This is a genomic window from Blautia sp. OM07-19 (genome assembly GCF_003481595.1).
GTDB classification, from domain to species: Bacteria; Bacillota; Clostridia; order Lachnospirales; family Lachnospiraceae; genus Blautia_A; species Blautia_A intestinihominis.
On the sequence record NZ_QULA01000063.1, the window covers coordinates 1 to 6,336 of the forward strand.

Here is a 6,336-nt window from a genome sequence, read left to right on the forward strand (position 1 = left end):
CAGAAGATATCTAATCCTTTTAGGAATAAATATCTTCTGCTTTTAAGTTAATGACATTGCATAAAATCAGCCTTTTTCGGGTGTACTTCCCATTTCTTCCTGATAAATTTTCTTATGCTCCCGTTTCTGCTGGTACATGATCCGGTCTGCTTCCTCCAGAATTGTTTCCGGAGAAGTTTCCTCATGTGCCTTCGGCACTTCCACGATCCCACAGCTGAAACTCATCGCATACGGCTTGCCACAGTCACTGCTGAACTCGTGCTGCACCCTGTGTACTTTGTCCCTTACAATGCTTACCGGACAGTTTCTCAGGATAATGCAGAACTCGTCTCCACCGATTCTGGCAAAAACATCTCCTTTACGGATATAATCCTGCACCGTCTCTGCAAAATGCCGGATATACCAGTCTCCCTCAGAGTGCCCAAATGTATCATTGACATATTTCAGATGGTCAAGGTCACAGTAACAGAAGATCAGTCTCTCACCCGTCGCCAGAAGTTCATCGGCTTTTTCCTGGAAGAAAAATCTGTTGCCGCCTCCGGTCAGTTTGTCGTGATAAGCCTCAACCTTGAGCTGTTCTTCCCGCCGCCTTGTCTCAGTCACTTCCTGAATGATATGTGTATAGGCCTTCCTGCCCTGCCACTTCATCATACCTGTCGTGATCCGGTAAAATCTGTCCTCGGAATCCTCAGCTTCCCAGTCCCACTCATAAGACTCCTGCTGACCATGCTCTCCGTCAGCGATCCTTGCCGTCTGTTCCATACAGATCCGATAGATTCCCCGCTTCTTCACATCAACCGCGCGGTTGCAGTAAAATACTTCCTGCCCGTCCAGACTCGTCACGAGGATCTCCTCCTCGCTTCGGGCGATCAGTTCCATCAGAAGCTGATTGTAGCTCTCTGCCATCTCTGCATGACGTTTCTCAGTCTCGGCTTTGCGCTCCAGGATCATTTCTCTCTCACGGAGCTGTTTCGTCATCGTATTAAAAGCCTCTGAGAATTCGCCAAGATATGACACGGTCTGGGAATAATCTCCCTTGGCAACCTGCTTTGCCTGCCAGGTGAGGTGATTCAGATTTGCGTGGATATTTTTGAGGTTTTCACACAGAAAATTTTCTCTGGAAGGTGTAAAACCCGAAAGATCCCCCTTTGACAATGCCGCAGAGTAAGCCTTCATTTCCTTGACTGCCCTTTCCAGATAATTCAGACCAAGTCCCAGTTTCTGGTAAGGCTCATCCAGTTCATTTACATCCAGCGTCTTTACTTTCGGATCATACAATATATCTCTTAAATACTCAAACAATAACTTACAGTTTTTTTCTTCCATAAAAAAATTCTCCTGGTTCCATTCATTATCGGCATTTCATGACCACACGCTTTGCAGAATGGAACTATGTAAGCGACAACGCATTTTGACTTGTATGTCTCGGGATTTTGGCAAAAATATGCCCAAACACCTCGCGGGATACTACCTGTTAGCTAAATACTATTCTTCTACATTAGCATGAAAACGGCATACTCTATCTCCTGTAGCCCAGCAGTCTACCTCGATCGCTGTATACTGTTTGCCGGAATATACAGACAAGATTCCGGCGATAAATCCCTCGTCATAATTGCAGACAGTCTCTCCAAGCACAGGAAGTCCGGAACAGTCCGCGTCCTCTGCTACTGTAAGGATGATCTTGCCGCTCTCCTCATCTACATCCTCAATTCTCAGAACACCCATCTTAAGCTCTTTCATCTTGTTCTGAAGTTCACTTACAAACTGATCCATCGGCTGATCCAGATTAAGCATATTTTTTGCAAAATATTCTCCTGCCATACGTCCGGCGCTGCGGAATACTTCTACCTGCTCATCCTTGCCGTATCTTCTGAGCAGTTCTTCCTTGAGAGAATATTCCAGTAAACGATATACGCGAACCGGTAATTCCTCTCCCAGATTTCCCCTGCTGTTCTCATCATATTTCAGATATTCCTCGAACTGGATCGGCTTTCTGTCCGCCATAAAAATATTATCCATAATGTAAATCCCCCGCTTTCCCAATGGCAGCTAATTGTATACTGCCTTTATCTTAATAATAAAGTATTGCATATCTTATGTCAATTTAACGTTCCTTTTGTCGGCAAATAATTGGTGGTTTATGTAAAATATTAGTGCTGATCGTGTAAAATAATGCTATAATGGTTTTACATTTTGATACAGGATGCCTTTACAAGCCGGCATCTGTGATCTATTCGCTTAATAAAGGAGAAACTGGATGAGAGCAACCAACCTGACCCTGCTCACAGATTTATATGAATTAACGATGATGCAGGGTTATTTCAAAAACCCAACCAACCAGACTGTTATCTTCGACATGTTCTATCGTGTCAATCCATGCGGGGGAAGCTTCGCGATCACAGCAGGTCTGGAACAGATGATCGAGTATATCGAGAATCTTCACTTTGAAACAGAAGATATTGATTACCTCAGAAGTCTTAATATTTTTGAAGAAGATTTCCTGGAATATCTGAGCACTTTCCGTTTTACCGGAGATATCTACGCAATTCCGGAAGGAACTGTCGTATTCCCGCGAGAGCCACTTGTCAAGGTTATCGCTCCGATCATGGAAGCACAGCTTGTCGAGACTGCAATCCTCAATATCATCAACCACCAGAGTCTTATCGCTACCAAAGCGGCTCGTGTCTGCTATGCGGCACGCGGTGACGGGATCATGGAATTTGGTCTTCGCCGTGCACAGGGACCAGACGCAGGTATCTATGGTGCACGTGCCGCAGTGATCGGCGGATGTGCCGGAACTTCCAATGTTCTGACCGGTCAGATGTTCAATGTTCCTGTACTTGGTACACACGCCCACAGCTGGATCATGAGCTTCCCGGATGAATACACTGCATTCAAGACTTACGCCAAGATGTACCCGAATTCCTGTACACTTCTGGTCGACACCTACGATGTACTCAAATCCGGTGTTCCGAATGCAATCCGCGTTTTCGAGGAAATGCGTGAAGAAGGAATCAAACTGACACACTATGGAATCCGTATCGACAGCGGTGACCTCGCATACCTTTCCAAAGAAGCCTACAAGATGCTGGCTGCTGCCGGATTTGACGATGCGACGATTTCCGCTTCCAGCGATCTGGATGAGTACCTGATCGACAGCCTCAAGACACAAGATGCCAAGATCAACTCCTGGGGTGTAGGAACCAACCTGATCACCAGCAGTGACAACCCGGCTTTCGGCGGTGTATACAAACTTGCCGCAGTCAAGGACGCAGGAAGCTCCACCTTCACACCAAAGATCAAGCTTTCCGAGAACACAGAGAAAGTCACCAACCCGGGCAACAAAACCGTTTACCGTATCTACAGCAAATCCACCGGTAAGATCAAGGCAGACCTCATCTGTATGGCAGACGAAGTTTTTGATCCGGAAGAAACCATGATCATCTTCGACCCATCTGACACCTGGAAGAAGACCAAGGTTCTTGGCGGCACTTATGAGCTTCGTGAACTTCTGGTTCCGGTAATCCGCGAGGGCAAACGTGTCTACACTTCACCGGAAGTTATGGAACTTCGCGAATACTGCAAGAAAGAACAGAACACCCTCTGGGATGAATCCCGCCGACTGGTAAATCCTCAGAAAGTATATGTAGATCTTTCTCAGAAATTATATGACATCAAGAAAAACCTACTCGAAGAAATGAGCGAGAAAGCACTCGATTGAGTGACCAGGGGGACGGAGTTTGTAGCTCTAAATATGTCCCCCTGGCTTTTTCTTGCAAAAATACTCTTAAATTCGACAAATTGATACTTTTACAGTTTAACGCATTAATTTGCTAGATTTTTTCTTTATGACATGTTATACTGTGTTAGATTGAAAAAACACCTTTCACATATATAAAGGTGCCATCTATACACTGGAGGAAATACATCATGTCTATGAAGATCAATCATGAACTTCCACTTCCGGAAGTCCTGAAAAACGAATACCCGCTCAGCGATGAATTAAAAGCAGTCAAACAGGCTCGTGACGAAGAGATCCGCCGTATCTTTACCGGTGAATCTGATAAATTTGTTGTACTTGTAGGTCCTTGCTCTGCTGACAACGAGGATACTGTCTGCGAATACGTCAACCGCCTCAAGAAAGTCGCTGACAAAGTTTCTGATAAGTTAATGATCATCCCGCGTGTTTACACCAACAAACCGCGTACTACCGGAGATGGATACAAAGGAATGCTCCATCAGCCGGATCCGGACAAAGCTCCTGACCTTCTTGCCGGCATCATCGCGATCCGTAAGATGCACATGCGCGTTATGCAGGAAACAGGACTTTCATCTGCCGATGAAATGCTTTACCCGGAAAACAGAAGTTACCTCGACGATATCCTCTCTTACGAGGCTGTCGGCGCACGCTCTGTTGAAAACCAGCAGCACCGCCTTACCGCCAGCGGAATGGATATCCCGGTCGGCATGAAGAACCCGACCAGCGGCGACCTCTCCGTTATGCTTAATTCCGTCACTGCTGCACAGCATCCGCATCATTTCATTTATCGTGGATGTGATGTTGAGACATCCGGTAACGACCTGGCCCACACCATCCTCCGTGGAGGTGTCAACCAGTATGGACAGGCAATTCCGAACTATCATTATGAAGATCTGATCCGACTCTACAACCTGTACAGCCAGAAGGATCTCAAGAACCCGGCTGTCATCATTGATGCCAACCATTCTAACTCCAACAAGAAATACAAGGAGCAGATCCGTATCGTAAACGAAGTTCTCCACAGCCGCAACTGCAATCCGGAACTTCACAAACTTGTCAAAGGTGTCATGATCGAGAGCTACCTGCTCGAAGGACGCCAGGACATCAGCGACCACATGACCCCTGGATGCTCTATCACCGATCCGTGTCTTGGATGGGAGGATACTGAACGCCTGATCTATGAAATTGCTGAGAAGTGCTGATAAAAACAGAAACACCGGAGATTCTTTTTTCACTCAAAGAATCTCCGGTATTTTTATTGTTCCATCTGCCGTCCAAGAAATCCTGCTGCCGTCTGTACCAGCATCTTCTCCGAATTTCCCGGTCTTTCCCCGTTACTTTTTCCGACAAGTGCAACCGAACCGATCGCGTCTCCTGCACAGATGATCGGCTGTATGATCAGACCTGCTTTATTTTCTTTCTGATTTTCGACCAGTGCTATCTTGCCTTTTTCTTCTCCGTAGTAGCACTTCATTTCCCGTTCTGCGATAACCCGGTCCAGCTCACGGCTGATTCCCTTGCCCTCGTATTCACGGCTGCCGTGTCCTGAAGCTGCCACCACCTGGTCATGATCTGTGATGCATGCCATCATACCTGTCGTCTGTGCCAGAGCCTCCACATATTCCTTTGCAAAAATACTCAGCTCTCCGATCGGAGAATATTTCTTGAGGATAACCTCGCCTTCTCTGTCTGTAAAAATCTCCAGCGGGGTTCCCTCCTTGATCCTCAGTGTGCGCCGAATCTCTTTTGGAATCACAACTCTTCCAAGGTCATCGATGCGGCGGACGATTCCTGTAGCTTTCATATAGGTTATGTTCCTCCTGTTGTTTTTCCATATTCCGTGCTGTATGGTTATTATATGGAAAACAAGGAGAATTATGTACATAAAAACTATCTGTCATAAGTTTCCGAACAATATCCTTATCAAAATTCAGGCCCATCTTGCCGTCTTTGACTTCGAACAGGCTTCCTCCAAGCTGCTTTGCTCCTACCAGCATGTAGTTTGCCATCGCATCACAGCCGAACAATGCCTTGCCATCGTTTGGCTCGTCTGTCTGTTCATCCTCTGTCAGATACTCACTGAGGTCGACGACTTTGCCCATCTCATCCAGTTTATAAGCTGTGTCCGCATATGCAGAAAAAATAGCCGGCATATCGGAAGCACCTACTTTTTCCTCTGCTGCTGCCATAACATTTGTTTCCAGGTCATTAACACTTCCCTGACTGGAACTCTCAACTACGATTCCCTTTTCCTTGCCGACTGTGTCATTAAAAGAATCTACAAGCGCATTAAACGCATCAAGCTGTTCGCCGTTATAGTATGTCCACACAGTGAGCGTAACCGGTTCGGATGACTTACCGATACTGCCTCCACATCCACTGAGAATTCCTGCCATCATTGCCATACCTGTCAGACATGCTATCAACTTTTTATTTTTGTAAAAAATATTTTATTTCAATTGCCTGTTATCTGATAATTATAGCATTTAATCCGCCTGGCTTCAACCTGATGAAATAATCGAGTAGGAGACGGCTTTTGCCGCCGACCTCTCACACCACCGGACATGCGGTTCCGC

At 46.1% G+C, this 6,336-nt stretch carries 6 protein-coding genes; 2 read left to right on the plus strand and 4 right to left on the minus strand.

Annotation, left to right across the window (positions count from 1 at the left end):
- Nucleotides 1-66: 66 nt before the first annotated feature.
- Both DXC01_RS19455 and DXC01_RS19460 read right to left on the minus strand, forming a co-directional pair.
- The gene (locus tag DXC01_RS19455; RefSeq protein WP_118699655.1) at nt 67-1,326 is read right to left on the minus strand and encodes a sensor domain-containing diguanylate cyclase; all 1,260 of its coding nucleotides are present in this window, start codon (nt 1,324-1,326) and stop codon (nt 67-69) included.
- A 159-nt stretch (nt 1,327-1,485) separates the two neighbouring features.
- Nucleotides 1,486-2,019, minus strand: a complete 534-nt coding sequence (locus tag DXC01_RS19460; RefSeq protein WP_022213222.1) for a V4R domain-containing protein — start codon at nt 2,017-2,019, stop codon at nt 1,486-1,488.
- Nucleotides 2,020-2,257: 238 nt separating this feature from the next.
- On the opposite strand from DXC01_RS19460, the gene DXC01_RS19465 reads away from it, so the two are divergent.
- Together DXC01_RS19465 and DXC01_RS19470 are read left to right on the plus strand one after the other, a co-directional pair.
- The gene (locus tag DXC01_RS19465) at nt 2,258-3,721 is read left to right on the plus strand and encodes a nicotinate phosphoribosyltransferase (RefSeq protein ID WP_118252709.1); all 1,464 of its coding nucleotides are present in this window, start codon (nt 2,258-2,260) and stop codon (nt 3,719-3,721) included.
- A 209-nt stretch (nt 3,722-3,930) separates the two neighbouring features.
- Nucleotides 3,931-4,962 (plus strand): 3-deoxy-7-phosphoheptulonate synthase, encoded by a 1,032-nt coding sequence (locus DXC01_RS19470; protein WP_022213220.1) that lies wholly within the window; start codon nt 3,931-3,933, stop codon nt 4,960-4,962.
- Nucleotides 4,963-5,015: 53 nt separating this feature from the next.
- On the opposite strand, the gene DXC01_RS19475 is transcribed toward DXC01_RS19470, so the two are convergent.
- Nucleotides 5,016-5,564 (minus strand): stage V sporulation T C-terminal domain-containing protein, encoded by a 549-nt coding sequence (locus DXC01_RS19475; RefSeq protein ID WP_118252710.1) that lies wholly within the window; start codon nt 5,562-5,564, stop codon nt 5,016-5,018.
- Complete coding sequence (locus DXC01_RS19480) at nt 5,530-6,165, minus strand: hypothetical protein (RefSeq protein WP_147399651.1); 636 nt, start codon at nt 6,163-6,165, stop codon at nt 5,530-5,532. Before DXC01_RS19480 ends, DXC01_RS19475 begins: the two co-directional genes overlap by 35 nt.
- Nucleotides 6,166-6,336: the final 171 nt, after the last annotated feature.

Excerpts from the sequence above, each read along its gene's own strand:
- DXC01_RS19455 (WP_118699655.1), bottom strand. The coding sequence starts at position 1,326 with ATGGAAGAAAAAAACTGTAAGTTATTGTTTGAGTATTTAAGAGATATA.
- DXC01_RS19480 (WP_147399651.1), bottom strand. The coding sequence starts at position 6,165 with ATGGCAATGATGGCAGGAATTCTCAGTGGATGTGGAGGCAGTATCGGT.
- DXC01_RS19465 (WP_118252709.1), top strand. The coding sequence starts at position 2,258 with ATGAGAGCAACCAACCTGACCCTGCTCACAGATTTATATGAATTAACG.
- DXC01_RS19470 (WP_022213220.1), top strand. The coding sequence starts at position 3,931 with ATGTCTATGAAGATCAATCATGAACTTCCACTTCCGGAAGTCCTGAAA.
- DXC01_RS19475 (WP_118252710.1), bottom strand. The coding sequence starts at position 5,564 with ATGAAAGCTACAGGAATCGTCCGCCGCATCGATGACCTTGGAAGAGTT.
- DXC01_RS19460 (WP_022213222.1), bottom strand. The coding sequence starts at position 2,019 with ATGGATAATATTTTTATGGCGGACAGAAAGCCGATCCAGTTCGAGGAA.